General features: G+C 63.3%; 1 protein-coding gene. It reads right to left on the bottom strand.

Translation table 11 applies throughout. From position 1 onward, the window contains the following. A partial coding sequence (locus HV670_RS30255) for a HAMP domain-containing protein (protein ID WP_175108578.1) occupies positions 1-743 on the bottom strand: 743 nt, incomplete at its 3' end. Positions 744-755 lie beyond the last annotated feature (12 nt).

Below are 755 nucleotides of genomic sequence, written 5' to 3'. Positions count from 1 at the left end.
TCCCCCGCATTGAGCGTGAGCCGGAACAGTTCATGACCGGGCTCGATATCGAATGCCTCGATATCGCCGAATTGTGCGCGCAGTGAGTCGTCGACCTTGACGAGCGGTCCCTGCGGCGGAGCCTCGTTCGCAAACAGCAGGAATTGATCGACGATATGCGTGAGTGAATCGACATCGCGCAGAAATCCTGCCCGCTCGACCGCATCGCCGAGCAGATCCGCACGCAGGCGCAATCGCATCAGCGGTGACTTGAGATCATGGGCAACGCCCGCGAGCATCACGGCCTGATTGCTTTCGGCGTCTTCGACACGCTTCATCATGTCGTTGAACGACGTCGCGAGCTCACGCAGTTCGCGTGGCCCGCTCGGCTCGACCGGAGGCAGCCGGCGTGCACGCCCGAACGCGCGCGCGGCCTGCGCGACACGAGCGACTGGCAGTTGAAGCTGCCACGCGGCGAGCAGCGCAAGCACGATCGACGCAAGGGTCATCCCAGTGAATTCGATCATGAACGGGGGAGTCGGCGGCAGATCGATCGGCGTCACGATCCAGCGCGCACTCCCCGGGAACCGCGCCCAAAGATTGACCGGTTGCGCCTTGTCGAAACGTATCTCGGTGCCCGAGGGCAGGCGTGCCTTCAGCGCGCGCACGAGGCCTGAATACAATGATGCGTTCGAAGGACCCCCGACGGCGCGTGCTTCTGATGCCGAGACTTCGACATAACGGACGCGCTTCGGACGATGCATCAGTCTCGTCCC

The organism is Pararobbsia alpina (assembly GCF_902859895.1).
GTDB classification, from domain to species: domain Bacteria; phylum Pseudomonadota; class Gammaproteobacteria; order Burkholderiales; family Burkholderiaceae; genus Pararobbsia; species Pararobbsia alpina.
Note: the sequence above shows the minus strand (reverse complement) of the source record. Positions and strands in the feature narration are given on the sequence as shown.